The organism is Antrihabitans stalagmiti (assembly GCF_016482825.1).
GTDB lineage: Bacteria > Actinomycetota > Actinomycetes > Mycobacteriales > Mycobacteriaceae > Antrihabitans > Antrihabitans stalagmiti.
Genome location: NZ_JAEMNV010000002.1, coordinates 616,501 through 642,953, shown reverse-complemented (window position 1 = coordinate 642,953; position 26,453 = coordinate 616,501). Strand labels below are relative to the sequence as shown.

Here is a 26,453-nt window from a genome sequence, read left to right as displayed (position 1 = left end):
GCCCGCTAGGAGGATCTGTGCTTTCCGCCTTCGTGTCGGCTTTCAGGACCCCGGACTTGCGGCGGAAGATCCTCTTCACGCTGGGGCTTGTTGCCTTGTATCGCTTCGGTGCGGCTCTGCCGTCGCCCGGTGTCGACTACGGAAACGTCCAGGCGTGTATCGAGCAAGTCTCCGGCGGCGACTCCGCTGGTATCTACCAGCTCATCAACCTTTTCTCGGGCGGCGCACTGCTGCAGCTGTCCGTTTTCGCGATCGGCATCATGCCGTACATCACCGCGAGCATCATCGTTCAGCTCCTCACCGTGGTCATTCCGCGGTTCGAGGAACTCCGCAAGGAGGGCCAGTCCGGCCAGGCGAAGATGACGCAGTACACGCGCTATCTCTCGATCGCCCTCGCCATCCTGCAGGCGACCGGCCTTGTTGCACTCGCGTCGCGCGGTCAGCTGCTGCAGGGTTGCCAGCAGGACATCATCGCTGACCAGAGCATCTTCGGTCTCGTCATCATCGTTCTCGTCATGACTGCGGGCGCTGCGCTCGTCATGTGGTTCGGCGAACTGATCACCGAACGTGGCGTCGGCAACGGCATGTCGCTGCTGATCTTCGCGGGCATCGCATCGCGTATCCCGACCGAAGGCAAGTCGATCCTGGACAGCCGCGGCGGGCTGGTCTTCGCGCTCGTCTGTGTTGCCGCTTTCCTCATCATCACGGCGGTCGTATTCGTCGAGCAGGGTCAGCGCCGGATCCCGGTGCAGTACGCCAAGCGGATGGTCGGTCGCAAGATGTACGGCGGTTCGTCGACGTACCTGCCGTTGAAGGTCAACCAGGCCGGCGTCATCCCCGTGATCTTCGCGTCGTCCCTGCTTTATCTTCCCAACCTGATCGCGCAGCTCACGGCGTCGAACACGACGCCTGATCCAAGCTGGTGGCAAAAGCTGATCCAGCAGTACCTCGTCAACCCGAGCAACCCGGTGTACATCGCGATCTACTTCGGCTTGATCGTCTTCTTCACCTACTTCTATGTGGCGATCACGTTCAACCCAGAAGAGCGCGCCGACGAAATGAAGAAATTCGGTGGCTTCATCCCGGGAATCAGACCGGGACGACCCACCGCTGATTACCTGAATCATGTTCTGAGTCGCATTACGCTTCCTGGCTCGATTTACCTCGGTACCGTTGCCGTTCTGCCCAACTTGTTCCTCGACATCGGTTCGTCGGGCGGACCGCAGAACTTGCCGTTCGGTGGCACGGCGGTGCTCATCATGGTGAGCGTCGGCCTCGACACCGTGAAGCAGATCGAAAGCCAGCTGATGCAGCGCAATTACGAAGGGTTCCTCAAGTGAGACTTGTACTTCTCGGGCCTCCCGGTGCCGGCAAAGGCACACAGGCTGTTCTGATTTCCGAAAAGCTCGGCGTTCCGCACATCTCGACCGGTGACCTCTTTCGCGCGAACATCGGCCAAGAGACGCCTGTCGGCCTCGAAGCGAAGCGCTACCTCGACGCCGGCGACCTCGTCCCCAGCTCGATCACCAACCGCATGGTCGAAGCACGAGTAGCAGAACCCGACGCCGAGAACGGCTTCGTCCTCGACGGCTTCCCGCGCACGGTCGATCAGGCCGAAGCACTCGAAGGCATCCTGCAGAACTTGGGCAACAAGCTCGATGCAGTGCTGTCCCTCTCGGTCGACGAAGACGTCGTCGTCGAACGCATGCTGGCACGTGGCCGTGCCGACGACAGCGAAGACGTGATTCGCAACCGCCTCCGGGTGTACCGCGAAGAGACCGCTCCACTGCTCGACCACTACGACGGAATTGTCGTGACCGTCGACGGGATCGGCGAGGTCGAAGAGGTCAACGCACGAGCACTGGCCGCGCTGGGCCACTGATGGGCTCGAGTAACTGATGGGTTTGGGCCGCAAACGTAAGGTCGTTCCGTTCCGGTCGGCCGGCGAGCTCGATGCCATGGCTGCTGCGGGCGCAATCGTCGGCGCGGCACTTGTTGCCGTTCGCAAGCACACCAAACCGGGGGTTTCGACTCTCGAACTCGACGCGGTCGCCGAGCAGGTGATCCGTGATGCAGGTGCGGTCCCGTCGTTCAAGGGCTACCACGGCTTCAGCGGCTCGATCTGCTCGTCCATCAACGAGCGCGTCGTGCACGGCATCCCGTCTGCCGACGACATCATCGTCGAAGGTGATCTCGTCTCCATCGATTGCGGTGCCATCCTCGATGGTTGGCACGGCGACTCGGCGTGGACCTTCGGCGTCGGCGAGATCATCGAAGCCGACCGGCTGCTCAGCGAAGCCACTCGACTGTCGATGGACGCCGGAATCGCCGCCATGATCGCGGGCAATCGACTCACCGACATCTCCCACGCCATCGAACTCGGAACGCGGGCGGCCGAGGTCGAGCACGGTCGCAAGTACGGAATTGTCGACGGCTACGGCGGGCACGGTATCGGCCGCAGCATGCACATGGACCCGTTCCTTCCGAACGAAGGCGCACCCGGAAAGGGCCCTGAGCTGGTAGTCGGGTCGGTGCTTGCCATCGAACCGATGCTCACGCTCGGGACCACACGCACTGCCGTTCTCGACGACGACTGGACCGTCGTCACCACCGACGGCAGTCGCGCAGCGCACTGGGAACACACCGTCGCGGTCACCGAAAACGGTCCGCGGATTCTTACGCTTCGTCCGGAGTAGCCGGCGTTTCGGGTTGTCGACTTTTCGGCAGTGTCACGATGCCGACGACGCAGAACGCGATGGCAAGCAACATTGCCACTGGGCCGAGGTGGTCGTCGAGGGTTGCCGGTTGCCTGGGAAGCGACACTCCGCGGCCGATTATCATCTCGCCGTCCATTGATGTGGAGTCTCCCCGCGCTTGCAGTCGAAGCGTGATGCCAGCGCTCAACTCCTGGGTGACTTCCTGTGACGCCGGCACACCAATCAGGGGTTCGTACGAGCCTTTGTAGGACGTCGTTCCCTCGATGACATACCTTGGCGGGCCTGCCGCAGCCACGGTGAAAACCGTTGCGGCATAAGGAATTGCTAGTCCGAAGGTCGCGAATGCGGAGTCTACCGCGAAGGTCGAGCCGAGTGCGTGCGCGGCGCCGAGTGCGACGATTGCAACACGGACCACGAGCAGCGGGCCGTCGGTTCCGAAGCCGGGCCAGATCGCCGCGACTAACGGCACGACAGCCACAACGCCGAGACCCGCGATGGGGTGCTTCCAGAGCACCGAAATTCGTAACCCCACAGCGACGGCGACGATTCCGACGATGACGATCCACCAGGTGTCGACCGTCAGGTAGGCCTGGCGAATATCGTTGAGGACGAGCGTCGCGCCGGCAGCGACGGCGGTAGCAACAAGCAGGAACTGCCCGTTGGGTCGCGACACAGCGCGGGCAAGCAGATCGACGAGCACAAGCACGACTGCAATCGAGATGCCGATGACAACCCAAGTTCCGAACCTCGAGTCCAGTGGCTGATCGGTGATCCAGGAGAACAGCAGTCGATTGACGACGACGAAGGCGATCGCAGCGGCTACCGCCCACCTGATCGTTGTCGCGTCGAGGCGCTGCAGCCGATACGCCGATTGCGCCGTCACGGCGGCCGCAACAGCCAGGGCGATGGCAACGAACATCAGTGTCCTTGGCGGATCGCCGAATTGTGCTGCGGCAGCAGCGAGATCGCCTGACTTGATCCATGCTCGGGCAAGGAGATACGCCGACAGTGTGCCGATCGCGACTGCAAGCTGACCGCTTATACGACCCCACACCGCAGCCGTGACGCAACCGAGTATCAAACCTGCCGCGCCAGCTCGGACGTATTGGACGGCGATGGCGAAATCGATGGTGGCTCCGTCTGCGCGACTGATCGTGAGTCCTGTGACGATCAATGCGAGTACGACGATCGATATCCAGGCAAGCCGCCGAGAACCCTTATACGCGATCAGGGCACACGCTGGTATCGCGAGCGCGATACCTATTGCAACGCTGTCCGGGACGCTCGCCTGCCATCGTTCGATCTGACCCGGGCTCGCGACGAATCCCCACGTCCCGCCGCGGGCGTCCGCCAGGACGAAGCCGGCGAGTGCGCCGGTGGCGAGGGCGGCGAGGGCGTTGATCAGCTCACGGAGGTTCGGCGACACCCGCTGAACCTACCTGTGACGCGATTCGGGTGATCAGGATGCGTGCATTCGGGTCGGAGTGCATCCGACCCGACGCATCCCGACCCGATTGCATGCACTCCGATAGCTCGTCACGTTTCGAGGAGCACCGTCACCGGCCCGTCGTTCACGAGGCTGACCTGCATGTGTGCGCCGAAGGATCCCGTGGCGACGCTCGCTCCGAGCGAGCGTAGTTCGGCAGCGTAGGCGTCGACGAGCGGTTCGGCGACCGGGCCGGGGGCGGCGTTCGACCAGGAGGGACGTCGACCCTTGCGGGTATCGGCGTAGAGCGTGAACTGGCTGACGACGAGGATCGGCGCACCGATGTCGGACGCCGATCGTTCGCTGTCGAGGATGCGGAGCGTCCACGTCTTGCGGGCGAGCGTCTGCGCGTCGTCGACCGAATCCGTGTGCGTCACTCCGACGAGCGCCACCAGCCCGTGGCCGTCGGGTTCGATGGCGCCTACCTGCACGCCCTCGACCGTCACCGACGCCGCCGTGACCCGCTGCAGCAACACCCGCATCAGCGTGTATCGGCGTCGGCGATTCCACGACGCACCGTCGCGGCGAACGTTGTCAGGTCGTCGACGAGGCCTTCGACGGTCGACGAGTTGCCGTCTGGCTGCAACCAGTCGGCGACGAGTTCGAACATTCCGCCGATCGTTGCGATGGCGAGCGCGCGGTAGTCGGTGGTCGTCGAGTCCGCGTCGTACTGCCGCCACAGTTGTTGGAGGAAGGCGGCCGCCCAGCGCCGATTTTTTCGGCGTTGCCGTTCGACGGCGGGGGAGATGCCTGCTGCTTCACCGAAGGTGACGCGAGCAACGCGAGGATCGTCGACGAGCGCGTGCGCGAACGCCGAGATCACAGATGTGACGGCGTCGGCTTCGTCGTCGGGAGCAACGGCGAGTTCAGCGACCACACGTGCTTCGATCTGCTCGCTGACCTGCGCAAGCAGCGCAATATAGAGGGCTTCCTTGTTTTCGAACAGTTCGTAGAACGCTTTGGTCCCGACGAAGGCGTTCTGGCAGATCTGTTCGATGGCCGTGTTGTGGTAGCCACGTTCGGCGAACAGCGCGGTTGCTGCGTCGAGTAGGTGATCGCGGCGTTGCAATCGGCGCTGATCGGCGTCGAGGCCGCGGATTCGTCGACCTTGCGTCGGCTGCCCAGCGGTGACGGTGGCTGAAGATCTTGCGGCGCTGACCATCATTCGAAACTACTTTATCTTTTATGAACAAGATGCCTTGTTTATAACTGTTGACCGTGTTGTAGCGTGAGCCTTACCGTACGCGCGACGATGGGGTTGGCATGCGATCTTCCGGCGATCGACGCAGGTTCGGAATCGGCACAGCGCTGGGGGCTGTGCCGCTTCTGGCCTCGGCGCTGGTGTTGGCGGCGCTGTTCGCGCCTTCCGCCGCAGCCAGGGACTTTCCCCTGCCGCCACTGCCCAACGAAGCCGATATCTATCCCTTCGTGCCCGTACCCGTTCCAGCCAAGGATGCGTGGTACGACGATCCCGCCGATTTCGGCCCGCTGAACAATGGCGACATCATCCGTACGCGCGAGATTCAGACCTACTTCCTCGCGATCCCGATCCCCGTGTACGCGAAGCAGTTGCTGTACCGGAGCACGGATGCGCGCGGTAATCCGCTTGCGACGGCGACAACCGTTCTCGTACCCGGTATTCCATGGATCGCTCCGGGGGAGCGTCCGTTGATCTCCTATCAGGAGGCGATCGACGGCCTCGGCTCGCATTGCAATCCGTCGTTCACCATTCGCGCCGGTTTGATGAAAGAGACGTCGTTGATGGGCCAATTCCTTGCCGCAGGGATGGCCGTGACGATGCCCGACTTCGACGGCAAGAAGAACACGATCATGTCGCCGAGCGAGGGGTACATGGTGCTCGACGGGATTCGTGCGACGCAACGCGCGGGACTCGGTCTCGAACGTGCGCCGATCGGCATGTGGGGCTACTCGGGCGGCGGAAATTCGACGGCGTCGGCTGCCGAAGCTCACGGTTCCTACGCACCCGAGTTGAACATCCGTGCCAGCGCCCAGGGCGGTGTGCCAGGCGACAAGGTCGAGATCGCTCCGTTCGCGATGTCCGGCAAACAGTTTCAAGCGAACTTCACCGGCTGGCTCGCGGTGTCCGGACTTGCGCGTGAGTACCCGGACTTCGACGAGGTGCTGCGGTCGAACCTGACCGAGGACGGATTGCGGGTTTTGGAGGACCTCAGCGATCGCTGCCTCTACACAACCTTCCTCACCACGCTGCCACGTCCCGTCGGCGAGTACCTGAAGGACCCGGCTGTCCTGCAGAATCCGGTTTTGCAACGTGTTTTGCGGGAATCGAGCCTTGGCCAGCCTGCGGTGATGCCCCGGATGCCGATCCTGATGTGGCATTCCACGACGGACCAGTTGTTGCCGGCCGAGTTCGCAAGCGATCCCGTCGCGGCGAAGTACTGCGCAGCCGGGGTGGACCTCCGATATATAAAGGTGCCCGCGACCGAACACATCAGTGCCGAAATCATCCCGGAGCTAGGTACCGTCGCGTGGTTGACGGCAGTCGTCGCCGGTGCGGATCCGGGTCCTCGTGTCTGCTGATCGCACCCGGCGTGGCGTCGGTGCAGTTGGCATCCTCACCGGACCGTCTCGCCAGGTCTCGATCCCAGGGTGAGGCCATTTGGCCTGGTGGGCAAATGCCGGTATCGTAGACCAGCGGTGCGCTGTGCGTGCCGGTTGTTTGCGTGCCCACGTCAGGTTTGCGTTCTTTCTCGACGTTTTTCCTGTTCCGGCTTACGTTCGTAGCCGGCGTTCGTGGCCTGTCGGACTCGATGTTCGCGCACCGAACCAGCAGTACAACAACATGAGCAATCGAACTAGGTTTTAACGAGCCAGGATCGCGGAGGATATGGCGAAGAAAGACGGGGCCATCGAAGTCGAGGGACGCGTGGTCGAGCCCCTGCCCAATGCGATGTTCCGCATTGAGTTGGAGAACGGACACAAAGTTCTCGCGCACATCAGTGGAAAGATGCGGCAGCACTACATCCGCATCCTTCCCGAGGATCGGGTGGTCGTCGAGCTTTCGCCCTACGACCTGACTCGCGGACGCATCGTCTACCGCTACAAGTAGTCAACGAGTCGGAGCAATCGGCCGACCCACAAGCTTCCCGCGTCTTCGCAGGCGCGGGAGAACCATGTCCACCCCAACGGTGGACGTCGACAGAGATTGGACAGACGTGAAGGTCAACCCAAGCGTCAAGCCCATCTGCGAGAAGTGCAAGGTGATTCGCCGTAACGGGCGAGTCATGGTGATCTGCGAAAACCTGCGCCACAAACAGCGCCAGGGCTGACGTACGACCATCGTCCGAGCACCGATCGCCAAGATCGGCTTGGTCTTAAAGAAGACCTCTCAACGCCATCCACGCAGTGCGGATTTCCGGGCTTGTCCCGGGCTGCGATGGACTACCCCCGGACCAGAGGCCGGGGCCCCGATAAGAAGGGGGACGGCATGGGAGCAGACCTCTGCTACAAAAGGAAAAGCGCCAAATGGCACGTCTTTCTGGTGTAGATCTACCCCGCGAAAAGCGGATGGAGATCGCACTGACCTACATCTACGGCATCGGCCGTACCCGCTCCAAGGAAATTCTTGCGGCAACCGGCGTCAACCCGGATCTGCGCAGCAAGGACCTCGGCGACGACGATCTCGCGAAGCTTCGCGAGTACATCGAAGAATCGCTCAAGGTCGAGGGTGACCTGCGCCGCGAGGTTCAGGCTGACATCCGTCGCAAGATCGAGATCGGCTGCTACCAGGGCCTTCGCCACCGCCGTGGGCTGCCCGTTCGTGGCCAGCGCACCAAGACCAATGCGCGCACCCGTAAGGGCCCCAAGCGCACCATTGCCGGCAAGAAGAAGGCGAAGTAATGCCCCCTAAGTCACGCACTAGCGGCCCGAAGAAGACTCAGAAGGCCCGCCGCAGGGACAAGAAGAACGTCCCGCACGGCAACGCACACATCAAGAGCACGTTCAACAACACGATCGTTTCGATCACCGATCCGGCAGGCAACGTCATCTCCTGGGCGTCCTCGGGCCACGTCGGCTTCAAGGGCTCGCGTAAGTCCACGCCGTTCGCCGCTCAGCTCGCCGCCGAGAACGCTGCCCGCAAGGCGCAGGAGCACGGTGTCAAGAAGGTCGACGTGTTCGTCAAGGGACCCGGCTCCGGCCGTGAGACCGCGATCCGCTCGCTTCAGGCCGCTGGCCTCGAGGTCGGCACCATCTCCGATGTCACTCCTCAGCCGCACAACGGTTGCCGTCCGCCCAAGCGGCGTCGGGTCTAGCGGGAAAGGTTAGGAACTAGAAAATGGCACGTTATACCGGACCCATGACCCGCAAGTCGCGTCGTCTGCGCGTCGACCTCGTTGGAGGCGACCAGGCATTCGAGCGTCGTCCCTACCCGCCCGGCCAGCACGGCCGCGCGCGGATCAAGGAGAGCGAATACCTGCTCCAGCTGCAGGAGAAGCAGAAGGCTCGCTTCACCTACGGAGTGATGGAGAAGCAGTTCAGCCTGTACTACAAGGCCGCGAACCGCCTAAAGGGCAAGACTGGCGAGAACCTGCTGCGTCTGCTCGAGACCCGTCTCGACAACGTCGTGTACCGCGCCGGACTGGCCCGTACCCGTCGTCAGGCCCGTCAGCTCGTCAGCCACGGCCACTTCTTGGTGAACAACAAGAAGGTCGACGTCCCGAGCTACCGCGTCACCCAGTACGACATCATCGACGTTCGCGAGAAGTCTCTCTCCACGCTGCCGTTCCAGATTGCGCGCGAGACCGTCGGCGACCGCCCGGTTCCGGGTTGGCTCCAGGTCATCCCGGGCCGCCTGCGGATCCTGGTCCACCAGGAGCCGGAGCGTGCACAGATCGATGTGCCGCTGACCGAACAGTTGATCGTCGAGTACTACTCGAAGTAGGCCTATCGACTCGTGAGTCTTTTCGGAGGGCCTGCCCTCCGAAAAGACTCACGAGCGGCGAAGCCGCCTCATCGTTGGGCGTCAAATAGCGGACGTCCTCAACAGAAGGAAACACACATGCTCATTTCTCAGCGGCCAACACTGACCGAAGAGGTCATCGCTGACAATCGCTCGAAGTTCACCATCGAGCCGCTCGAGCCTGGCTTCGGGTACACCCTCGGCAACTCGCTTCGCCGCACGTTGCTCTCGTCGATCCCGGGCGCAGCTGTCACAAGCATCCGTATCGACGGCGTTCTGCACGAGTTCACCACCGTCCCCGGTGTGAAGGAAGACGTCACCGACATCATCCTGAACCTCAAGGGCCTCGTGGTCAGCTCCGAAGAGGACGAGCCGGTCACCATGTACGTCCGCAAGCAGGGTCCGGGAACCGTCACCGCGGGAGACATCGTCCCCCCGGCCGGCGTCACCGTCCACAACCCGGACATGCACATCGCGACCCTGAACGACAAGGGCAAGCTGGAAATCGAGCTTGTCGTCGAGCGTGGCCGTGGCTACGTTCCCGCCGTGCAGAACAAGGCGTCCGGCGCCGAGATCGGCCGCATTCCGGTCGACTCGATCTACTCGCCGGTCCTCAAGGTCACGTACAAGGTCGAGGCAACTCGTGTCGAGCAGCGCACCGACTTCGACAAGCTGATCCTCGACGTGGAGACCAAGAACTCCATCACCTCGCGGGACGCGCTCGCTTCGGCGGGTAAGACCCTGGTCGAGCTGTTCGGTCTGGCTCGTGAACTGAACGTCGAAGCCGAAGGCATCGAGATCGGACCCTCGCCCGCCGAGGCCGATCACATCGCGTCGTTCGGTTTGCCGATCGAGGATCTGGACCTCACCGTCCGTTCCTACAACTGCCTCAAGCGTGAAGGCGTTCACACCGTCGGCGAGCTCGTGGCACGTACCGAATCGGACCTGCTCGACATCCGCAACTTCGGCCAGAAGTCCATCGACGAGGTGAAGGTCAAGCTGCACTCGCTCGGCCTCTCGCTCAAGGACAGCCCTGCGTCCTTCGATCCCTCGAGTGTTGCGGGATACGACGCTGCTACCGGGACCTGGAACGACGCCGAGGCCGGCTCGTTCCACGACAACGACAGCACCGACCAGGACTACGCCGAGACCGAACAGCTTTAAGACCTCGAAGGACGCGTCGCCGCGTTCTTTACAACAGGAGAATCAATCATGCCCAAGCCCAGTAAGGGTCGCCGTCTCGGCGGGTCGGCTTCGCACCAGAAGGCGATTCTGGCCAACCTGGCCACCGCCCTCTTCGAGCACGGTCGCATCACGACGACGGAGAACAAGGCAAAGCGCCTTCGTCCGTACGCCGAGAAGATCGTGACCCACGCCAAGTCGGGCACGCTCGCGCATCGTCGCGAGGTGCTCAAGGTGATCCGCAACAAGGATGTCGTACACACCTTGTTCGCCGAGATCGGTCCGTCGTTCGCGGATCGTGAAGGTGGATACACCCGCATCATCAAGACCGTTCCCCGCAAGGGCGACAACGCGCCGATGGCGATCATCGAGCTCGTTCGCGAGAAGACGGCATCCAACGAGGCAAGCCGCGCAACCCGCGCAGCCGCTTCGAAGAAGAAGTCGGCCGAGCAGGCTGCAAGTGCAGAACCCGCGAACGTCGTTGCGGCCGTCGAGGCCGACGCGACCGACGCGGAGGTTGCCAACGCAGACGCTGTTGCAGCAGGCGTGACCGACGAGTCGTCTGCTGTCGCAGCGACCGACGCCACTCCAGAGGGCAGCCATGCGCCTCTCGAGGACGGTTCCGAGCCGGAAGGTTTCCCGATCAAGGGCAACGCCGACTCGAAGCTGTACCACCTGCCAGGAACGCGCTTCTTCAACTCGACTGTTGCGGAGATCTGGTTCGCAACCGCCGAGGCTGCCGAAGCCGCCGGCTACCAGTTGCCGCCGTCGCAGCGGGAAAAGGCCGACGAGGCCTGAGTTGTCTCTCACCGATCAGCCCGTCGTTCCCGTTGGGGACGGCGGGCTGACTCCGTTACTACCGTCGACGCGTATTCGTCTCGATGTGTCCTACGACGGTACCGATTTCAAGGGCTGGGCTCGTCAGCCCGGACTGCGGACCGTGTGCGGTGTGCTCGAGGAGTCGCTGAGCACTGTCTTGCGGCAGCCGATCGTGTTGACCGTGGCAGGCCGGACCGATGCGGGCGTCCATGCCGAGGGCCAGGTGGCGCACGTCGATGTCGTCGACCCGCCTACCGACCTCGACAAGCTGGTCCATCGGATGTCCAAGTTTCTTCCCGCCGACGTGCGGATCAAACGAATCAGCTTGGCGCCCAAGGATTTCGATGCCCGGTTCTCGGCGATCCGGCGCCACTACGTCTACCGACTCACTACTGCCGCCTACGGTGTCGATCCGCTCGAGTCCCGCAGCGTCGTCGCCTGGCGTCGCGGCTTGGACGTCGGCGCGATGCAGGCAGCATCCGATCGTCTGCTCGGCCTGCACGATTTTGCCGCGTTCTGCAAGCGTCGTGAGGGTGCGACGACCGTGCGTGAGTTGCAGCGTTTCGATTGGGTCGAGCGGGGCGACCGACTGGACGCCTACGTCAGCGCGGATGCGTTCTGCTGGTCGATGGTCCGCAGCCTGGTCGGTGCCGTGCTGTTCGTCGGTGAAGGCAAGCGCACTGTGCAGTGGGTAGGAGAACTCGTCGACGAGCGCGATCGTTCGCCGATGATCACCGTGGCTCCTGCACGTGGTTTGAGCCTTGTCGCCGTCGACTATCCCGAACCGGAGGGTCTCGCCGCTCGCAATCTGGCCACGCGCGAAATGCGGGCACCGCTATCGGAGGCAACCGGGTGCTGTGGGGACTGACGCTGAGGTCCGCCCGATCCACGTCCGGGCTTTCCTACGCTACTTGCGTCACGCTAGTGTTCAATAATCACCTTGCCGATCTTCCACCCTCGCAAGATTCGGTAAGGCGGCCTTGTATGCGTCGGTACCGTACTTTCACGTGCACATCGGGCCCTCATAATGGTGGGAAGTGAGCTGAGATGGGGAGAACTACCGAGTCGCGACCGAAATGGTGGAACCTCGAGCAATGGAGTCTCCGCTGGAAGGTGACTGCTGTCGTCGCAGTTCCGCTGGCCGCCGCCATGATTCTCGGCGCGATCCGCGTGGTGTCCGACTTCGACGAAGCCGCTGAACTACAGACCGCCGCCGATCGCGTCGCCGCAGTTCCGCTGATCGTGGATCTCTCCGTCGCCGTCACCGTGCTCGCCGGCCAACAGACTGTCGGCCAGGCCCCGCCGGAACGAATCACCGAATTACAGGATGCAATCGGCCGCACGAACGAAGCTCTTGCCGAGGACAATCTGGATTCCGATGTTGCCGACGCACTTCGCGCGATGGTCGGTGCCGGTGACAGGCTGGTCGAGCTCGGCAAGGGTTCGCCGCTGCAGATTCCGAAGATTCAAGCCGCACGCGACGACAGTTCGGTCGCTGCGGTGCAAGCGGTCGAGCAGATCGTCGAGCCGATTCAGGACGCCGACGTCATTGCGGCGAAGGCCAAATTGCTGGATTCCTGGGCAGCGGGCCGGAAGCTGTTCGAATGGACGATCGCCGGTGCCCGGGCACTGATCAACTCGGCTGACGTCGGTCTAGGCGTCGCTGCAGCGTCCGGTGGTGTCTACACCACGCTCGACACCCTCGACAATTCCTATCCCGAAGCCGCAGACCGGATTGCGAAGCTGCGCGCCAACGCCGATGTGGCGGATGCAGCTGTCGCCGAATTTCGCACGACGCGAGATGCTGCGGCCGCGACGGCAAAGCTCACCCCCGTGCTGCTGGACAGCCGCGAGATCTACGTCGGCATGTACAAGGAGTCGGCCGCGGAGATCAGCTCGATCGTGAACGATCGCGCGGAGGCCGCGCGGTCGGCGACGATCCGCAACGGCATCATCGTTCTCGCCTTCCTGCTTGCTGCGTTGGTGCTCGCCGTGTTGGTAGCACGCTCGCTCATCGTCCCGATCCGTCGGCTGCGGACCGGCACCCTGAAGGTCGCGCACAGTGACCTCGCCAACGAGATCGACAGAATCAACACGGGCGAACACATCGACGACATCGCTGTAGAGCCGGTCCCGGTACGGACAACCGAGGAATTCGGTCAGCTGGCTCGCGCAGTCGACGACATGCACAACCAGGCTCTGCGCCTCGCCGGTGAGCAGGCTCGGCTGCGTCTGCAGGTCAACGACATGTTCGAGACGATGGCCCGACGCAGCAAGTCGCTGATCGATCGGCAGCTCGGCATGATCGAGGCGCTCGAGTACGACGAGAAGGATCCGAGTCGGCTCGACAGCCTCTTCCGGCTCGACCACCTCGCCGCGAGAATGCGTCGCAACAGTGACAACCTCCTCGTTCTTGCAGGTACGCGGACGCGCAAGACCGAAACGGGGACCGTCCAGCTCGGCGACATCCTCCGCGCCTCGATGTCGGAGGTCGAGGACTATCAACGGGTGAAGCTCGGCGCTGCTCCCGACGGTGCTGTCAGTGCCGCCGCGGCGACCGATATCGTGCACCTCTTCGCCGAATTGCTCGAAAACGCACTGCGCGCGTCGCCGCCGGAGCAGGACGTCGTGCTCGGCTACGGCAGATCCGTCGACGGTGGATTGCTGGTCGAGATCGCGGACCACGGGATCGGCATTCCGCCGGACAAGTTGGCGGCCATCAACGAGCGGCTGGCGTCGGCTGCGACGGTGACCGTCGAGACGACCCGTCGAATGGGTCTGTTCGTGGTCGGTCGGCTGGCGGAACGCTACGGCGTCACTGTCCGTCTGCGCGCGACCGAGGAAGGCGAGCGCAACGCCGGTGTCACCGCGAGCGTCCATCTGCCGTCGGCTCTGGTGGCGCCCGCACCGTCCAGCATTCGCCAGCCGACGGGTCGCCGCGATGACCGTCCGGTGCAGAGTGCCAATCCCGTCGGGGAGCTGCAACAGCCTGCGCAAGAAGGCATGTCTACCGGTCTGCCGCGCCGTACTCCGGGCAGCACCGCGCTGCCGAGTGGACCGCCGCACCCGGCTGCGCAGCCGCAGCGTGACGCACCGCAGCGTGAGCTACCGCAACAACCGTTGCCGACGCGGTCGCAGCCGAGCGGTCTGCCGCAACGTGGCGCACCCGGCCTTCCGACCCGGAGACCTGCCGGAGATATCCCGCCGGCCCCGTCGCCCGCATTCGGCGCCGAGCCCGCTGCCCGACCTCAGCAACCCACGTCCCCGTCGTTGCCGACCCGGCGACCGAGTGCGGTTCCGCCGCCGACAGCTGCCGAGCCGACCGCAGCGCCACTGCCGGTCCGGGGGGAGCAGCAGGTCCGCCCCGAGCAGCCGGTTCGCGCCGAGCAGTCGTCGCCACCGGTGTCCTACGACACCGGCAGCCATCGCAGTCAGGAACCCGCAGAACCGGCGGAGACAGCCGAATCGGAACGGCGCCATCGTTATCGGTCCGCTCGGACGGCGTCGTTCTTCCAGTCACGCCTCGAGGAATCGCAGCAGGCCCCCGAGGCCGATACGCCGATCTTCGCCGACATGGTGTCTGCGTGGCTGACAGAATCGAACGCGCCGGAGTGGTCCGCGCCGCGGGACTGGAACTCACCTGCCGACGAGGGCTGGTCGGCCGCGGACCGTGCGGTGGCCGCAGGCGTCGAGTCGCGAACCGATTCCGGATTGCCCATGCGCCAGCCCGGTGACCGACTCGTCCCAGGCGCGCTGTCATCGGCTGCTGGTAAGCCGCGGCGACGAGCACGAGACCCGGAGACTGTCCGCGAGAGTCTGAATCGGCACCAACGTGGTGTTCGAGACGGACGTGCGGTTCGCACGACAAACACTGATCGCACCGAAGGAGAACGATGAACGCCGGTTACGAACAAGGGGACGGTCGTTCGCTCGACTGGTTGGTGTCCAATTTCGCGCACGAAGTACCCGGCGTCTCGCATGCGGTCCTTGTGTCCACCGATGGACTGTTGATGGCGGCGAGTGACCATCTGCCGCAGGATCGGGCCGAACAGTTGTCGGCGGTGACGTCGGGTCTCGCGAGTTTGTCGGTCGGAGCGTCGAATTTGTTCGACGGCGGCGGCGTCCTGCAGTCGGTCGTCGAGATGCAGCGCGGATACCTGTTGCTGATGAACGTCGGCGACGGTTCGATTCTGTCCGTGCTCACCGGACCGTCCTGCGATATCGGACAGGTCGGTTACGAGATGGCGATCCTCGTCGATCGAGTCGGCGAAGCCGTGCAGGCCAGTCCTCGCGTCAACTTGGGTTCATGATGGACGAGGTGCACGATGGCCGATCACAGCAGCGATGATTCCGGTACCGAACCGAGCCTGGTTCGGCCGTACTCGCTGACGTCCGGAAGGACCCGACCTGCCGTCGAATTGGCTATCGAGGCGCTCATCCAGGCATTGCCGGAGGCCGGAAACAGGCACTGGGAGTTGGGCGACATCGAGGCGACGATCTTTGCGTTGAGCAAGCAATCGCCGTCGGTCGCCGAGATCGCCGCACGGGTCGGCGTACCTATCGGCGTGGCGCGTGTGCTTGTAGCCGACCTCGTCGAGAGTGGACATGTGCAGATACTCGCCACGCTCGGTGAAGATTCGAGCGTCGACGAGCGTCGCGAACTGATCGAAAGGGTGCTCAGTGGACTACACAAGATCTGATCCGCCTGCTCCCCGTCGGTCCAGTCGGGCAACCTCGACGAAGATCGTCGTCGCAGGCGGATTCGGTGTCGGCAAGACAACTCTCGTCGGCGCGGTCTCGGAGATAGTGCCGCTGCGGACCGAAGCTCTCGTTACGAATGCGAGCGCCGAGGTGGACAACCTGTCGGCGACGCCCAACAAGACGACGACGACTGTTGCGATGGACTTCGGCCGTATCACCCTGTCCGAGGACTTGGTGTTGTACCTGTTCGGCACACCTGGTCAGAACCGATTCTGGTTCATGTGGGACGACCTCATCCGTGGCGCGATCGGTGCCGTCGTCCTGATCGATACGCGCAGACTGGAAGACAGTTTTGCCGCGGTCGACTTCTTCGAAGCGCGCAGTCTGCCGTTCCTCGTGGCGATCAACGAGTTCGACGGTGCGCCGTCGTATCCGTCGGAAGACATCCGTCAAGCGCTTGCGATATCTGCCGATGTGCCGATCATGTCGATCGACGCGCGGGTGCGGGATTCGGCGAAGCAGGCGTTGATCGCCTTGACGCAGTTCGCATTGCAACGGCTGAGTCAGCCGACCCGCTGAGCCGGCCTTGCTACATGGCAGCTTCGTCCAGATCCATGATGGCGCTGTCGATGTCGCTGAGAATCGCCCGGGTCGCGGTGAGTTCAGGTAGTACGTTGCGCGCGAAGAACTGCGCAACGGCGATCTTTCCCTCGTAGAACGACGTGTCCGCCGCTGACGGCTGACCGTCGAGGGCTGCGACGGCAATTTCTGCGTGGTGCAGCAACTGCCAGCCGATGAGCAGGTCGCCGACGGCAAGCAGGAACCGGACCGAGCCGAGGCCGACGCGATACAGCTCGGTCGGGCGTTGCTGGGCACCCATGAGGTAGCCGGTGAGCGTTGCCGCGATCGTCTGAACGTCTTCCAGTGCGGTTGCGAGCAGCGCGCGGTCGCCCTTGAAGCGGTCGTCGGCGGACTCCTTGCCTATGAACTCGGTGATCTGGCCGGCGATGTGGCCGAGTGCGACGCCACGATCACGCGCGATCTTGCGGAAGTAGAAGTCCTGCGCCTGAATTGCGGTCGTGCCCTCGTAGAGACTGTCGATCTTCGAGTCGCGAATGTACTGCTCGATCGGGTAGTCCTGCAGGTATCCGGACCCGCCGAGGGTTTGCAGCGACTCGGCGAGATAGCGGTAGGCGCGTTCGGAGCCGACACCCTTGACGACGGGCAGCAGCAGGTCGTTGACGCGGTATGCGACGTCCTCGTCGGCGCCGGAGACGAGTTGGGCGAGGTCGAGGTTCTGATGGGCCGCGGTGTAGAGGTACACAGCGCGCAGGCCTTCGGTGTAGGCCTTCTGCATCATCAGCGAACGGCGGACATCCGGGTGCGCGATGATCGTGACCTTGGGTGCGGTCTTGTCGGCGATCTGGGTGAGGTCGGAACCTTGCACCCGCTGCTTCGCGTATTCGAGGGCATTGAGGTAGCCGGTCGACAGCGTCGCAATAGCTTTGGTGCCCACCAGCATTCGGGCGTATTCGATGACGTCGAACATCTGCGCGATGCCGTCGTGCACGTCGCCGACAAGCCAGCCGACCGCAGGGACGTCGTGCCCACCGAAGGTGAGCTCGCACGTCGCTGAACCTTTCAGGCCCATCTTGTGTTCGACGTTGGTCACGAAAACGCCGTTGCGTTCGAGTAGGTCGCCGGTTGTCTTGTCGAAATGGAACTTCGGGACGAAGAACAGGCTGAGGCCCTTGGTGCCGGGCCCGGCACCTTCAGGACGGGCGAGGACCAGATGGAAGATGTTCTCGTAAAGGTCGCCGGAGTCACCCGAGGTGATGAACCGCTTCACGCCCTCGAGATGCCAGGAACCGTCACCCTGGTCGATCGCTTTCGTCCGGCCGGCGCCGACGTCGGAACCCGCGTCCGGTTCGGTGAGCACCATCGTGGCGCCCCAGTTGCGGTCGGCAGCGAGCACGGCCCACTTCTTCTGCTCGGGGGTCGCGTTGCGGAAGAAGATGTTGGCCAGCGTTGCGCCGGCCCAGTACACGTGTGCGGCAGGGTTCGCGCCGAGGAACATCTCGACCATCGCCCAGTACAGCGCTTTCGGTGCAGGTGTGCCGCCGACTTCCGGTTCGAGCCCGAGGCGATCCCAGCCACCTTCGAAAGCCTTCCGAAGCGACTTGGTCAACGACTCAGGCAGGGTGACCTCGTGTGTCTCGGGGTCGAAGGTCGGCGGATTGCGGTCGGCATCGGCGAAGGAGTCTGCATAGGGCCCCTCTGCCAGGCGTCGCACCTCGTCGAGAATGTCGCGTGCTGTTGCCACGTCGAGATCACCGTAGGCACCGGTCTCGAGCACTCTCTGAATCTGCAGTGCCTCGAACAGGTTGAATTCCAGATCGCGGACATTGCTCTTGTAGTGGCCCAATTGAAACTGCTCCTCGAGACGACGATTGAACGAGCGACGGCAACGTTTGTGAGACGGCGATCACTTCCGAAGCTCCAGCATGCAGGAAAATCCTGATACTCACAATCACATGTACATCGACGGTAGATGTGTCAACCAGAGGGTGCGTCGACCGAGCCCGAACCTGCTCCTCGTCGCGGCTCAGGTCGCCGCATAGCCTCGAGGTATGAGCATCCTGCTGATCTCGGGCAGTACCCGCGCGTCCTCGACGAATACAGCGGCGCTGCGGACTGTCGCGCAGCTCGCCGACGACGCACATCTCTACGAGGGGCTGGCGGGATTGCCGGCGTTCAATCCCGACGACGACGGCGACATTGTGCCGGAACCTGTTGCCGCGCTTCGTCATGCGATCGAAGGATCGGATGCCGTACTGATCTGCACGCCCGAGTACGCCGGATCCATGCCTGGCAGCATCAAAAATCTGCTCGATTGGCTGGTCGGTTCCACCGTGATGACCGACAAGCCGACCGCGTGGATTCACGTCGCCGCGCCCGGTCGTGGCGACGGAGCACACGACCAACTGCGGACCGTACTGACCTACATCCAGGCAAGCGTTGTCGAGGCCGCATGCATTCGTATGCCGGTCTCGCGAACGGACGTCGGTGACGACGGACTGCTGTCGTCCGCCGACCTCAGGGCGCAACTGGCAGCTGCGCTCGCGGCCATGTAGCTCGGCTCCGCCGACACGCTGCGGCGCCTACGCCGACCTGGTCAGCTCGATCAGCTTGCGGACCGATCCGGCGAACTGCTCGATCGAGACCTGCGGGGTCGCGTTGTCACGGCGGCTCCGCAACAGCCACGACGTCAGATGCTCGACCAATTCGCGGATTTCCAGCAATGCCTGCGCGCGTTGTCCCTCATCGACCTCGCGTTGCACGCAATCGAGCCACACCGCGTCGAGATCGAGGATCCCGCGTACGGCGGCGTACGCCAGTGCCACCTGGGCTGTGCTGACCCCGAGCCGTTCCTGCATCCGGAAGATCGTGCCCGGACCGACTCGGTTGAGCAGTTCGTCGGCGATCGCGGTGGCAACGATCTCGCGCCGCAGCGGGTGGGCCGCGATCAGATCGGGTGCCGCTTCGGCGACGGGTGTCGGGAAGTAGGCCGTCAACCGGTCGGCGAACAGTTCGTCGTCGGGGACGGTCGAGGCGAGCAGTTCCTGCGACACCAGGTTCTTCGACTGGGCGAGCAAGATTGCAATCTCCGGTCGGGTGAGCCCGCGACCCGATTCGGCCCGTTTCTTCAATTCCGCCTTCGACGGCAGTCCCTCGACGGTCGGGTCGATGCCACCCTCAGCGGTCAGGTTGCCGATCAGACGGATGTGCCGTTCCAAGAGGTAGCTTGCCTGTGCCGCCGCGAGGCTGATCGCGAGAATCTGATTGGAACTGTCCTCGAGTACCCGCCGCGCGACGTCGTCGGAGACCCCTTCGAGCAGAGCATTGCGGCTCGCCTTCGTAAACGCGCCCGACCGCACTCCGGTATCGAGGGCGATCTTGAGGTTGACCTCCAGATCGGAGGTTGCGACGCCGGCGGCGTTGTCGATGAAGTCGGCATTGATGCGGCCGCCACCGAGTGCGTAGTCGACCCGCGCCTGCTGGGTGAGGCCGAGGTTGCCGCCCTCACCGATTACGCCACAACGCAATTCGGCTGCGCTGACCCGTACGCGATCGTTTGCCGGGTCCTGTGCGTCGATATCGGATTCGGTCGCCGCGCGGATGTAGGTGCCGATGCCGCCGTTCCACAGCAGGTCGACCGGAGCACGCAGGAGCGCCCGGATCAACTCGTCCGGACTGCACTGCGAAGCAGTGATCCCGAGTCGCGTACGGACCTCGTCGGTCAGGACGATCGACTTGGCCGAGCGCGAGAACACGCCACCGCCGCTCGAGATCTTGGCTGCGTCGTAGTCGCCCCACGAGGAGGTCGGCAGCGCGAACAACCGCATCCGCTCGCCGAAGGACACTTCGGCATCGGGGTTCGGGTCGAGGAAGATGTGCCGATGGTCGAACGCACCGACCAGGTTGATCTTGCGCGACAACAACATTCCGTTGCCGAACACGTCTCCGGACATATCACCGATGCCGACGACCGTGAAGTCGTCGGTATCGACGTTGCGTCCTGACTCCGCGAAATGTCTGCGGACCGAGAGCCAGGCGCCGCGGGCGGTGATGCCCATGGCCTTGTGGTCGTAACCCGCGGACCCGCCCGACGCGAATCCGTCGCCGAGCCAGAAGTTGTATTCGGCGGCAATCGAATTGGCGAGGTCGGAGAACTTCGCAGTGCCCTTGTCAGCGGCGACGACGAGGTAGGCATCGTCGCCGTCGCGGCACACGGTGTCGCGAGGATGAACGACCGAGCCGTCGACGATGTTGTCGGTCACGTCGAGCAGGCCCTGAATGAAGACGCGGTAGCCGTCGGCCGCCGACGTGTCCGCTGACCTGAGGACGAACGCACCCTTGGCACCCATCGGCACGATGGGAGCGTTCTTGACCGACTGGGTCTTCATCAACCCGAGAACTTCGGTGCGGTAGTCGTCTGCCCGATCCGACCACCGCAGACCGCCGCGGGCGACCGCACCGCTACGCAGGTGGACGCCTTCCACGATGTCGGAGTGGACGAAGATCTCGCGGTACGGGACGACCGCGTCACGGGCTGTCAGCTGTGCCGAGTCGATCTTGAAGGAGGCGTACGACTTCGGTCGACCTGCGGCATCGGTCTGAAACCAGTTGGTGCGCAACACGGACAGGACGAATGCCGCAAGGGCGCGACGGATTCTGTCCTCGTCGAGAGTTGCCGCCTGCTCGACCAGGGTCGCCACGGCCGACCGTGCAACGGAGTCGTCCGTCAATGCGGTCGCTGGATCCAACCTGGCATGGAACAGGGCGATGATCGCCCTGACGAATTCAGGATTTCGGACCAGGGATTCGATGACGTACGCCTGCGAAAGCCCCAGCTTCGTCTGTTCGAGGAAACGGCATGCCGCACGGACGAGAAGAGCGTCACGCCAACCGATTCCGGCTGTGGCAACGAGTCGAGCGTACTGGTCGATGCGCCACCGGCCGGCCGCGCTTGCGGCGCAGGCGTCGGCGATGAGGTCGAGGACCGGTGCGGGCACGGTGAGGATGCCGAAGTCGAATTCGTGTGCCTGACCCGTCTCCGACGTGGTCTCCAGCTTTCGATGTGCAGCGAGCCGCAGTCCGAAACTCTCGAACATCGCGCATACGTCGGCAAGCAGCATCGGTTCGCCCGGCCACACGAACACCGCGCGGGTGCCGAAACTGTCTGTGGTGAACCACATCTGCGGTGCGATGCCTGCGAGGGCGGCGGCGATCCGCTCGTCGTCGCGAGTGGCGAGCGCGGTCGAGGTCCCGAGGGAGGTCATGACTTTCTTCTCGATTCTTGTGTTTCTGTAATAGCAGTGACTTCTACGAATGCGGGTTACTGGAAGGCGATGTACTTGATTTCGAGATATTCCTCGATGCCTTCGCTGCCGCTTTCGCGTCCGATCCCGGACTCTTTGACGCCGCCGAACGGTGCGGCCACGTCGGAGATGATGCCGCGGTTCACGCCGACCATCCCTGACTCCAAGGCTTCGGCGACGCGGAAGGCGCGGTCGAGGTCTTTCGTGTAGATGTATGCGGCCAAACCGAATTCGGTGTTGTTGGCTGCTGCGATACCTTCGTCTTCGCCGTCGAATCCGGTGATCGCGGCCACCGGCCCGAATACTTCTTCGGCCAGGATGCGGGCATCGGCGGTGACGTCGGCCAACACCGTCGGCTCGTAGAAGTAACCTTCGCCTGCGCCGTTGTTGCCACCGGTGGTGACGACGGCGCCCTTCTCGGCTGCGTCGCGGACCAGGTCTGCGACCGACGACCGCTGCTTCTCGGTGATCAGCGGACCGACCTGCGTGCCCTCGAGATGGCCAGGCCCGACCTTCAGCGCCTGCATACGTGCGGTCAGCTTCGCTGTGAACTCCGTGCGTACCGCGTTGTCCACGTGGATACGGTTCGCAGCCGTGCACGCTTCGCCGGTGTTGCGCATCTTCGCGGCCATCGCACCGTCCACCGCAGCGTCGAGGTCGGCGTCGTCGAATACGACGAAGGGAGCGTTGCCGCCCAACTCCATCGACGTCCGCAACACCCGCGTAGCTGCTTGTGCGAGAAGAACTTTGCCGACTCCGGTCGATCCGGTGAACGTGATTTTCCGCAAGCGGGCATCGTCGAACATCGGATCGGTGAGTGCGGCGGCCTGCGACGTCGGCAGGATCGAGAGCACACCTGCAGGCAATCCCGCGTCGGCGAACACCTGACCGAGCAGGAGCATCGTCAGCGGGGTCTCCGCTGCCGGCTTGACCACCATCGTGCAGCCGGCTGCGAACGCAGGCGCGATCTTGCGGGTCCCCATGGCGAGCGGGAAGTTCCACGGCGTGATCGCGAGCGTCGGCCCGACCGGCTGCTTGGTGACGAGGATCCGGCCGTTGCCCGAAGGAGACGGGGTGTACCTGCCGTTGATCCGCACCGCTTCTTCGGAGAACCACCGCAGGAATTCGCCGCCGTAGTTCACTTCGCCCTGCGCCTCGGCGAGGGGCTTGCCCATCTCCAGCGTCATCAACAGCGCGAAATCGTCGCGCCGCTCGATGACGAGTTCCCATGCCTTGCGCAGGATCTCGGCACGCTCGCGGGCTGGTGTCGCCGCCCAGGAGCCCTGCGCGGCTGCGGCAGCGTCCATTGCCCGAGCGCCGTCCTCGGGGGAGGCGTCGGCGACCTCGACGAGGACCTCGCCGGTTGCGGGGTTGTGAACTGCGAACGTCCGACCATTGCTGGCTGGGACCTGTTCGCCTCCGATCCACAGTCCGGTCGGGACGGTAGCGAGCAGTGCGGCGATGTCTTGCATGGTGTTCGGTCTCCTCGAGTTCTTGGTGCAGCTACGCCGACAGCGTGCGAACAGCCTGTTCGATGACGGTCAGGGCTTCGTCGAGCAGTTCGTCGCTGATGACGAGTGGGGGGAGCAATCGGACGACGTTGCCGTGGGTGCCACACGTCAGCAGTACGACACCCTGCTTGAAGGCTTCTGCCGCAACAGCTTTGGTGATGGCTGCGTCGGGATCGGTCGTGCCTGGCGTGACCAGCTCGATGGCGAGCATCGCGCCCCGGCCGCGGACGTCGCCGATGACGCCGGTCTCGTCGGCGAGCGCCTGTAGGCGCGGCTTCACGATCGCTTCGATCTCGCGTGCCCGGGCAGGCAGATCGAGTTCGACCATCGTGTCCAGCGTGGCGAGTGCCGCTGCACAGGCAACGGGGTTGCCGCCGTAGGTGCCGCCGAGGCCACCTGCGTGTACCGAATCGAGCAGGTCGGCGCGGCCGGTGATGGCGGCGAGGGGCATACCGCCCGCGATGCCCTTTGCCATCGTGATGATGTCGGGAACGATGCCCTCGTCATCACTTGCGAACCACGCGCCGGTCCGAGCGAAACCGGTCTGGACCTCGTCGGCGATGAAGACGACGTTGTTTGCCTTGCACCAATCGACAAGTGTCGGAAGGAAACCGGCGGCAGGAACGACGAATCCGCCTTCGCCCTGGATCGGTTCGATGATGACGGCCGCGACGGTGTCGGCGCCGATCTGCTTCTCGATCTGTGTGATGACCGTCTTGGCTGCCTGCTCGCCGGTGAGGCCGGCGGCATCCCGGAACGGATAGGACGTCGGCATCCGGTAGATCTCGGGTGCGAACGGTCCGAAGTTCGACTTGTACGGCATCGACTTCGCGGTCAGAGCCATCGTCAGGTTGGTGCGACCGTGGTAGGCGTGGTCGAACGCGACGACTGCGGTCTTGCCGGTCGCCAAGCGTGCGACCTTGATCGCGTTCTCGACCGCTTCGGCACCGGAATTGAAGAGGACGGTGCGCTTCTCGTGGTCTCCGGGGGTCATGGCGTTGAGCCGCTCGGCGACGGCGACGTACCCCTCGTAGGGCGTCACCATGAAGCAGGTGTGGGTGAAGTGAGCGGCCTGCTCGGCGACAGCTGCGGCAACCGCTGCGTTGGACGCGCCGACACCGGTGACTGCGATACCCGACCCGAGATCGATCAGCGAGTTACCGTCGATGTCGACGATGACGCCGCCGTCGGCGTCCGCCGCGTACACCGGCACGGACGAACCGACACCGGCAGCAACAGCACCCTTCCTGCGTGCGGCCAACTCGACCGAACGTGGGCCCGGCAGGGCGGTGACGATGTTGCGTTTCTGTGCCAGTCGATAGGTGAACTCGGTCATCGATAGCTCCCGTCTGAGGTGTTTGTCTTGCTACCGAGTCTTTGCGGAACGGGGCCGGCGCACCAGCGCCATTTCGTCGTTTGCGGCTGCCTGAGGACGCCATTTCGGCAGGTGTGAGGCGGCAGTGGCGCAACCCACACTTGTAACCACAAGAACGCCCCGACCAGCAGGAGATGCCCATCATGACCGAAGCCACTCGTCGTTCCGTTGCACCGCGGAAGCGGACGAGCACGGCAACGCAGGCCACGTCCACGCCTACATCGGCAGTCGTCGAAGCGCCCGTCGCCGTAGCCGAGGTCGGCATCGTGGACACAGCGCCCGAGACACGCGAAGTCAGCGTCGCGACTGACGCCGCATTCGCGTCGTCGCCGTCGGCAGCGCCGAAGCGTCGACCGCTGCGCAACGTGTCCGAGGTCCGGCACTTCTTCCGCACCAACGATGTCCCGGTGTACTTCATCGGCGCGACGCCCTTCAACCTGCTCGGCATCGATCGGTGGGTCCGCAACTTCTCCTACATCACCTACTACGACGCCTGGGACGGCGTGCATCCCCGTGTCTTCACCCCGACGCACAAGCCCTACCAGGAGTTCGAGAGCGGCGAAGAGATCAACAACTGGCTGCTGAAGAACCCGGAGGTCCGCGCGTACATGAGCCGCGGCATCCCGCGTGGTGTCCGGCCGAAGATCGCGATGGTGTTCTTCAACGAGGAGACCGAGGGCATCTGCGCCGAGCTCGGCTACGACCTGATCCTGCCGCCGGCGAGCCTGCGTGAGCACCTCGACTCGAAGATCGTCACGACTCGACTCGGCAACGAAGCGGGTGCGCCGAGTGTGCCGAACGTGCTGACCCGCGTTGCGGACTGGGACGAACTGCAAGCCGAAGCGGAGGAGGCCGGCCTCGGCGCGGAACTCGTCGTCCAGACGCCGTACGGCGACTCGGGCAAGACGACGTTCTTCATTTCGTCGGAGGCGGATTGGCGCAAGCACAGCGCCGACATCATCGGCCAGGACGTCAAGATCATGCGACGGATCAACAATCGTCCCGTCGCGGTCGAGGCTGTCCTGACCCGCTGCGGCACCGTCGTCGGACCGTTTATGACGGAACTGACCGGCTACTCGAAGCTGACTCCCTACCAGGGCGGTTGGTGTGGCAACGAGATGCACCGTGACGTGTTGAACTCCGAACGCCGTTCCAAAGCAACGGAATTGGTGCGTCGTCTCGGTGATCGGCTGAGCGACGAGGGTTACCGTGGCTTCTTCGAGATCGACGTTCTCGTCGACACCGACACCGACGAGGTCTACCTCGGCGAACTCAACCCGCGCATCAGCGGCGCCTCGGCGATCACCAACGTGACCGCCGGTGCCTACGCCGACGTGCCGCTGTTCCTGTTCCACCTGCTCGAGTACATGGATGTCGATTTCGATCTCGACGTCGACGAGATCAACGAGCGGTGGGAGGAACTGGCGTCCGCCGACGTGTGGAGCCAGATGATCATCAAGGAGACGTCGAACGTCGTCGAGCGGTTGGAGACGACGCCGCGCACGGGTCAGTACTCCCTCGACGACAACGGCGCGCTCGTCTTCCGTCGCGCGGCGCTGGACTGGCATCAACTGCAGGACGAGTCCGAAGCGTTCTTCCTGCGGATCTACGGGAACGGCGACTATCGGTGGAAAGGCGCTGACCTCGGAGTGCTCGTCACGAAGGGCAGGCTGCAGATCGATTCGGCACAGGGCGGATCCGCGTTGACGATCCGCGCGCGTCATCTCATCGACTCGGTGCGTGCGCACTACTCCGGTACGCCGCTGGCAGAACCGTCTGCCGTGAAGGAGACGGTCGGGTTCAAATCTCTATGATGAGGCGATCGCGTCGCAACGAGGCGG

25 protein-coding genes are annotated in these 26,453 nt (G+C 63.8%); 18 read left to right on the top strand and 7 right to left on the bottom strand.

Going from position 1 to position 26,453, the window contains the following annotated elements; all coding sequences use genetic code 11:
• Nucleotides 1-17: 17 nt before the first annotated feature.
• From secY to map, 3 genes are read left to right on the top strand one after another with little or no spacing between them, the layout of a single operon-like run.
• Complete coding sequence (secY, locus tag JGU71_RS07290) at nucleotides 18-1,340, top strand: preprotein translocase subunit SecY (protein WP_199703345.1); 1,323 nt, start codon at nucleotides 18-20, stop codon at nucleotides 1,338-1,340.
• A complete protein-coding gene (locus JGU71_RS07285) occupies nucleotides 1,337-1,882 on the top strand; it encodes an adenylate kinase (protein WP_199703344.1) in 546 nt (181 codons plus the stop codon). Before secY ends, JGU71_RS07285 begins: the two co-directional genes overlap by 4 nt.
• Nucleotides 1,883-1,898: 16 nt before the next feature.
• Nucleotides 1,899-2,696 carry a type I methionyl aminopeptidase gene (gene map, locus JGU71_RS07280; RefSeq protein WP_199703343.1) on the top strand — a complete coding sequence of 266 codons (798 nt, stop codon included), beginning with the start codon at nucleotides 1,899-1,901 and terminating at the stop codon, nucleotides 2,694-2,696.
• On the opposite strand, the gene JGU71_RS07275 is transcribed toward map, so the two are convergent.
• From JGU71_RS07275 to JGU71_RS07265, 3 genes are all read right to left on the bottom strand, one after another.
• Nucleotides 2,677-4,143: a hypothetical protein gene (locus JGU71_RS07275; RefSeq protein ID WP_199703342.1), complete on the bottom strand. Its 1,467-nt coding sequence runs from the start codon at nucleotides 4,141-4,143 to the stop codon at nucleotides 2,677-2,679. The two genes, map and JGU71_RS07275, sit on opposite strands and share 20 nt — an antisense overlap.
• Before the next feature lie 110 nt (nucleotides 4,144-4,253).
• A complete protein-coding gene (gene dtd / locus JGU71_RS07270) occupies nucleotides 4,254-4,685 on the bottom strand; it encodes a D-aminoacyl-tRNA deacylase (RefSeq protein WP_199703341.1) in 432 nt (143 codons plus the stop codon).
• On the bottom strand, nucleotides 4,685-5,368 hold the full coding sequence (locus tag JGU71_RS07265) for a TetR/AcrR family transcriptional regulator (RefSeq protein WP_233528818.1): 684 nt from the start codon (nucleotides 5,366-5,368) through the stop codon (nucleotides 4,685-4,687). Before JGU71_RS07265 ends, dtd begins: the two co-directional genes overlap by 1 nt.
• A 98-nt stretch (nucleotides 5,369-5,466) precedes the next feature.
• Between JGU71_RS07265 and JGU71_RS07260 the strand changes: the two genes are divergently transcribed.
• From JGU71_RS07260 to JGU71_RS07200, 13 genes are all read left to right on the top strand, one after another.
• Complete coding sequence (locus tag JGU71_RS07260) at nucleotides 5,467-6,762, top strand: lipase family protein (RefSeq protein WP_199703340.1); 1,296 nt, start codon at nucleotides 5,467-5,469, stop codon at nucleotides 6,760-6,762.
• 307 nt (nucleotides 6,763-7,069) lie between these two features.
• Entirely contained in the window at nucleotides 7,070-7,291 is a 222-nt protein-coding gene (gene infA / locus JGU71_RS07255; protein WP_005140011.1) for a translation initiation factor IF-1, read from the top strand.
• A gap of 106 nt (nucleotides 7,292-7,397) precedes the next feature.
• The gene (rpmJ, locus tag JGU71_RS07250; RefSeq protein ID WP_024332746.1) at nucleotides 7,398-7,511 is read left to right on the top strand and encodes a 50S ribosomal protein L36; all 114 of its coding nucleotides are present in this window, start codon (nucleotides 7,398-7,400) and stop codon (nucleotides 7,509-7,511) included.
• Nucleotides 7,512-7,707: 196 nt separating this feature from the next.
• Entirely contained in the window at nucleotides 7,708-8,082 is a 375-nt protein-coding gene (rpsM, locus tag JGU71_RS07245; protein ID WP_199703339.1) for a 30S ribosomal protein S13, read from the top strand.
• Nucleotides 8,082-8,495 (top strand): 30S ribosomal protein S11, encoded by a 414-nt coding sequence (gene rpsK / locus JGU71_RS07240; protein ID WP_199703338.1) that lies wholly within the window; start codon nucleotides 8,082-8,084, stop codon nucleotides 8,493-8,495. Before rpsM ends, rpsK begins: the two co-directional genes overlap by 1 nt.
• Before the next feature lie 23 nt (nucleotides 8,496-8,518).
• Nucleotides 8,519-9,124: a 30S ribosomal protein S4 gene (gene rpsD / locus JGU71_RS07235; RefSeq protein ID WP_199703337.1), complete on the top strand. Its 606-nt coding sequence runs from the start codon at nucleotides 8,519-8,521 to the stop codon at nucleotides 9,122-9,124.
• Nucleotides 9,125-9,241: 117 nt separating this feature from the next.
• On the top strand, nucleotides 9,242-10,306 hold the full coding sequence (locus tag JGU71_RS07230; protein ID WP_199703336.1) for a DNA-directed RNA polymerase subunit alpha: 1,065 nt from the start codon (nucleotides 9,242-9,244) through the stop codon (nucleotides 10,304-10,306).
• Nucleotides 10,307-10,354: 48 nt separating this feature from the next.
• Entirely contained in the window at nucleotides 10,355-11,122 is a 768-nt protein-coding gene (gene rplQ / locus JGU71_RS07225; RefSeq protein ID WP_199703335.1) for a 50S ribosomal protein L17, sunset domain variant, read from the top strand.
• 1 nt (nucleotide 11,123) lies between these two features.
• Nucleotides 11,124-12,011, top strand: coding sequence for a tRNA pseudouridine(38-40) synthase TruA (gene truA, locus JGU71_RS07220; RefSeq protein ID WP_372433118.1), 888 nt, complete (start codon nucleotides 11,124-11,126; stop codon nucleotides 12,009-12,011).
• 179 nt (nucleotides 12,012-12,190) lie between these two features.
• Complete coding sequence (locus JGU71_RS07215) at nucleotides 12,191-15,040, top strand: ATP-binding protein (RefSeq protein ID WP_199703334.1); 2,850 nt, start codon at nucleotides 12,191-12,193, stop codon at nucleotides 15,038-15,040.
• Nucleotides 15,037-15,453 carry a roadblock/LC7 domain-containing protein gene (locus JGU71_RS07210; protein ID WP_199703333.1) on the top strand — a complete coding sequence of 139 codons (417 nt, stop codon included), beginning with the start codon at nucleotides 15,037-15,039 and terminating at the stop codon, nucleotides 15,451-15,453. The genes JGU71_RS07215 and JGU71_RS07210 overlap by 4 nt, the downstream gene beginning before the upstream one ends.
• Nucleotides 15,454-15,468: 15 nt before the next feature.
• Nucleotides 15,469-15,843 carry a DUF742 domain-containing protein gene (locus JGU71_RS07205; RefSeq protein ID WP_199703332.1) on the top strand — a complete coding sequence of 125 codons (375 nt, stop codon included), beginning with the start codon at nucleotides 15,469-15,471 and terminating at the stop codon, nucleotides 15,841-15,843.
• Nucleotides 15,824-16,423 (top strand): GTP-binding protein, encoded by a 600-nt coding sequence (locus tag JGU71_RS07200; protein ID WP_199703331.1) that lies wholly within the window; start codon nucleotides 15,824-15,826, stop codon nucleotides 16,421-16,423. The genes JGU71_RS07205 and JGU71_RS07200 overlap by 20 nt, the downstream gene beginning before the upstream one ends.
• 10 nt (nucleotides 16,424-16,433) lie before the next feature.
• Here the strand turns inward: JGU71_RS07200 and JGU71_RS07195 are convergent, their stop codons facing one another.
• Nucleotides 16,434-18,269, bottom strand: coding sequence for an acyl-CoA dehydrogenase (locus JGU71_RS07195; RefSeq protein WP_199703330.1), 1,836 nt, complete (start codon nucleotides 18,267-18,269; stop codon nucleotides 16,434-16,436).
• Between the two features lie 205 nt (nucleotides 18,270-18,474).
• Here JGU71_RS07195 and JGU71_RS07190 point away from each other — a divergent pair, with 205 nt between their 5' ends.
• On the top strand, nucleotides 18,475-18,978 hold the full coding sequence (locus JGU71_RS07190) for an NADPH-dependent FMN reductase (protein ID WP_199703329.1): 504 nt from the start codon (nucleotides 18,475-18,477) through the stop codon (nucleotides 18,976-18,978).
• Nucleotides 18,979-19,005: 27 nt separating this feature from the next.
• On the opposite strand, the gene JGU71_RS07185 is transcribed toward JGU71_RS07190, so the two are convergent.
• The 3 genes from JGU71_RS07185 to gabT are packed head-to-tail and all read right to left on the bottom strand — an operon-like array spanning nucleotide 19,006 to nucleotide 24,573.
• Nucleotides 19,006-21,687 (bottom strand): NAD-glutamate dehydrogenase domain-containing protein, encoded by a 2,682-nt coding sequence (locus JGU71_RS07185; RefSeq protein ID WP_199703328.1) that lies wholly within the window; start codon nucleotides 21,685-21,687, stop codon nucleotides 19,006-19,008.
• Nucleotides 21,688-21,743: 56 nt separating this feature from the next.
• Nucleotides 21,744-23,198 carry an NAD-dependent succinate-semialdehyde dehydrogenase gene (locus JGU71_RS07180; protein WP_199703327.1) on the bottom strand — a complete coding sequence of 485 codons (1,455 nt, stop codon included), beginning with the start codon at nucleotides 23,196-23,198 and terminating at the stop codon, nucleotides 21,744-21,746.
• Nucleotides 23,199-23,229: 31 nt separating this feature from the next.
• The gene (gene gabT, locus JGU71_RS07175; protein ID WP_199703326.1) at nucleotides 23,230-24,573 is read right to left on the bottom strand and encodes a 4-aminobutyrate--2-oxoglutarate transaminase; all 1,344 of its coding nucleotides are present in this window, start codon (nucleotides 24,571-24,573) and stop codon (nucleotides 23,230-23,232) included.
• 182 nt (nucleotides 24,574-24,755) lie between these two features.
• Between gabT and JGU71_RS07170 the strand changes: the two genes are divergently transcribed.
• A complete protein-coding gene (locus tag JGU71_RS07170; RefSeq protein WP_233528817.1) occupies nucleotides 24,756-26,426 on the top strand; it encodes a biotin carboxylase in 1,671 nt (556 codons plus the stop codon).
• Nucleotides 26,427-26,453: the final 27 nt, after the last annotated feature.

Coding starts and splice junctions, on each gene's coding strand:
- map (WP_199703343.1), top strand. CDS start 1,899: ATGGGTTTGGGCCGCAAACGTAAGGTCGTTCCGTTCCGGTCGGCCGGC.
- dtd (WP_199703341.1), bottom strand. CDS start 4,685: ATGCGGGTGTTGCTGCAGCGGGTCACGGCGGCGTCGGTGACGGTCGAG.
- JGU71_RS07265 (WP_233528818.1), bottom strand. CDS start 5,368: ATGATGGTCAGCGCCGCAAGATCTTCAGCCACCGTCACCGCTGGGCAG.
- JGU71_RS07260 (WP_199703340.1), top strand. CDS start 5,467: ATGCGATCTTCCGGCGATCGACGCAGGTTCGGAATCGGCACAGCGCTG.
- infA (WP_005140011.1), top strand. CDS start 7,070: ATGGCGAAGAAAGACGGGGCCATCGAAGTCGAGGGACGCGTGGTCGAG.
- rpsM (WP_199703339.1), top strand. CDS start 7,708: ATGGCACGTCTTTCTGGTGTAGATCTACCCCGCGAAAAGCGGATGGAG.
- rpsK (WP_199703338.1), top strand. CDS start 8,082: ATGCCCCCTAAGTCACGCACTAGCGGCCCGAAGAAGACTCAGAAGGCC.
- rpsD (WP_199703337.1), top strand. CDS start 8,519: ATGGCACGTTATACCGGACCCATGACCCGCAAGTCGCGTCGTCTGCGC.
- JGU71_RS07230 (WP_199703336.1), top strand. CDS start 9,242: ATGCTCATTTCTCAGCGGCCAACACTGACCGAAGAGGTCATCGCTGAC.
- rplQ (WP_199703335.1), top strand. CDS start 10,355: ATGCCCAAGCCCAGTAAGGGTCGCCGTCTCGGCGGGTCGGCTTCGCAC.
- JGU71_RS07215 (WP_199703334.1), top strand. CDS start 12,191: ATGGGGAGAACTACCGAGTCGCGACCGAAATGGTGGAACCTCGAGCAA.
- JGU71_RS07210 (WP_199703333.1), top strand. CDS start 15,037: ATGAACGCCGGTTACGAACAAGGGGACGGTCGTTCGCTCGACTGGTTG.
- JGU71_RS07205 (WP_199703332.1), top strand. CDS start 15,469: ATGGCCGATCACAGCAGCGATGATTCCGGTACCGAACCGAGCCTGGTT.
- JGU71_RS07190 (WP_199703329.1), top strand. CDS start 18,475: ATGAGCATCCTGCTGATCTCGGGCAGTACCCGCGCGTCCTCGACGAAT.
- JGU71_RS07185 (WP_199703328.1), bottom strand. CDS start 21,687: ATGACCTCCCTCGGGACCTCGACCGCGCTCGCCACTCGCGACGACGAG.
- JGU71_RS07180 (WP_199703327.1), bottom strand. CDS start 23,198: ATGCAAGACATCGCCGCACTGCTCGCTACCGTCCCGACCGGACTGTGG.
- gabT (WP_199703326.1), bottom strand. CDS start 24,573: ATGACCGAGTTCACCTATCGACTGGCACAGAAACGCAACATCGTCACC.
- JGU71_RS07170 (WP_233528817.1), top strand. CDS start 24,756: ATGACCGAAGCCACTCGTCGTTCCGTTGCACCGCGGAAGCGGACGAGC.